1 protein-coding gene is annotated in these 2,078 nt (G+C 55.3%); it reads right to left on the reverse strand.

All coding sequences use genetic code 11. The features are described from left to right. Positions 1–312: 312 nt before the first annotated feature. Entirely contained in the window at positions 313–1,605 is a 1,293-nt protein-coding gene (locus tag P792_RS35430; protein WP_051395979.1) for a PAS domain-containing methyl-accepting chemotaxis protein, read from the reverse strand. Between the last annotated feature and the right edge of the window lie 473 nt (positions 1,606–2,078).

Here is a 2,078-nt window from a genome sequence, read left to right on the forward strand (position 1 = left end):
AGTTTCGCAAAAGTTTCCAACCACCTCTGATGGCAGGTGGGAAATAGCGCGAAAGGATACATACTTTCCGCCGATACGGCGGCTCTGGCTCTGGAAATTTGGCGCCACAAGAAGCTGGCACATCCGGGATAAAAAAGGCTGTAGCCAGGCAAGAGCGCGACCTCGGGGAACTGCACCCACCCCCTGCATCAGGTAAGCCGATGCAGGGTGGTGCACTCAATCCACGTCTATCGTGCAGACCGGGCCACGCATCGTGAAAAAAGTGCCGCGGACTGGATAACATAGCCAAATGGCTGTGACTGGCCCGACGCCCTAGACAACCTCACTCAACGTGAACTCATCAACAAGCCCCTTGAGACGCCCCGCCTCGACACCGAGACTATTGGCCGCCGCAGTTGCCTCTTCGACCATTGCGGCATTCTGCTGAGTTACACGATCCAGTTGACCCACAGCCTGGTTGACCTGCCCCAGCCCCTCCGCCTGGTCTTCGGATCCCAAGGCGATTTCCGACAGAAGGCCGTCAATTCCGGATATACGTTCGACAATCCCACCCAGCGCAGATCCGGCATCCGTGATCAGCTTTGCGCCACGGTCAACGTGCGTCGTACTCTCTGAAATGAGGAGACGTATCTCCTGAGATGCCTTCGCAGAACGTTCCGCCAACGCGCGCACTTCTGTAGCCACCACGGAGAACCCACGACCCGCCTCACCCGCGCGGGCGGCCTCGACGGCAGCGTTCAAGGCAAGCAAATTGGTCTGGAAGGCAATCTGTTCGATCATCCCGGTGATCTGCGAGATTGCCTTCGACGCCTCACGCATACGCTCCATGGCATCGATCGCTCCATCCACGATTTGGGTCGCCGCCAGTGCATCGACTCTCATTGATGAAGCTGAACAGGCCGCTGCCTTGGCGCTTTCCGCCCCTTTTGATACGCGCGCAGTAATCTGATTGAGCGTAACGGCGGTGCGCTCGAGATTACCCGCCTGCATCTCTGTCCTGCGGGCGAGATCATTGGAGGCAACGACGATCTCATTGGCTCCGTTCGCAACCGTGCCCACCGAGGCCGCAACACCGCCGAGCGTCATGTCCAACTTCGAGATTGCCCTGTTGAAATCTTCGCGGAGCTTTTCGTATGTGGGATCAATCTCGCCATTGAGACGAAAACCGAGGATGTTATCGGCCAGTCGCGCCAGGCCCTTACCAACGTCATCAATGGCCTTTACCCGCCCCGTGATGACCGTCGCGAATTTGACGACCTTGACCACCTCGCCTTTGATATCAAAAATCGGGTTATAGGAAGCCTGCAGCAAAACCTCGGAACCGCTCTTTGCCAGCCTTATGCATTCCTGCGTACAGGACTTTCCCTCAGATAACCCGCGCCAGAATCCTGCATATTCCGCACTTGCCGCATAGGTATCGTCAATGAACAGGCGATGATGACGCCCCACGATCTCATCAAGCCGATAACCCATTGCATCGCAGAAATTCTGGTTGGCCTCAAGGATCATGCCGCTCACATCGAACTCGATGAACGCCAGCGCACGATCAAGCGCATTCATCTTGGCTTTGGCATCTGCCCAGCCACCAGGCCACGACTTGAACATCGATTTTTTACTCCGGAGATTGCCTGAAGAGTACTGGAGACGAGGGCAGATAGACACTCACAAAGCCGGACTATACCAAAGCCGCGCCACCGACGCTGATTGTCAGAACCACCCCTATTTTGCGCCGGATCAGTGCCGGCCATTCATCTAATCGTGAAAATAGTTAACGAAACGTTTTTATCCGACGCCTGCAGCTTCTGTCTCAATTTTGTCATCCGACATTCAGTTTGCCGTCGCCGCACCGCGGAAAACGTTTTACCGCGTTTCGATATCGTGGGTTAGCATCCGGATAAACATCGTAACAAAGCTTGCGTTTCCTCCAACACATGCTACCCATAGCCAAGCTGGGATTCACCTCGTTTCGGGATACTCCTGCTTGCCGCAGGCGTGGTGAGAGACAAATTTCGATCCGGTCAAGGCATCGCGCATTTTTATGTCGTCTCGTTCATTCAACATTCGGGCTCTTCGTATAC

This window comes from Asaia sp. SF2.1, from assembly GCF_000505765.1.
Classification (GTDB): domain Bacteria; phylum Pseudomonadota; class Alphaproteobacteria; order Acetobacterales; family Acetobacteraceae; genus Asaia; species Asaia bogorensis.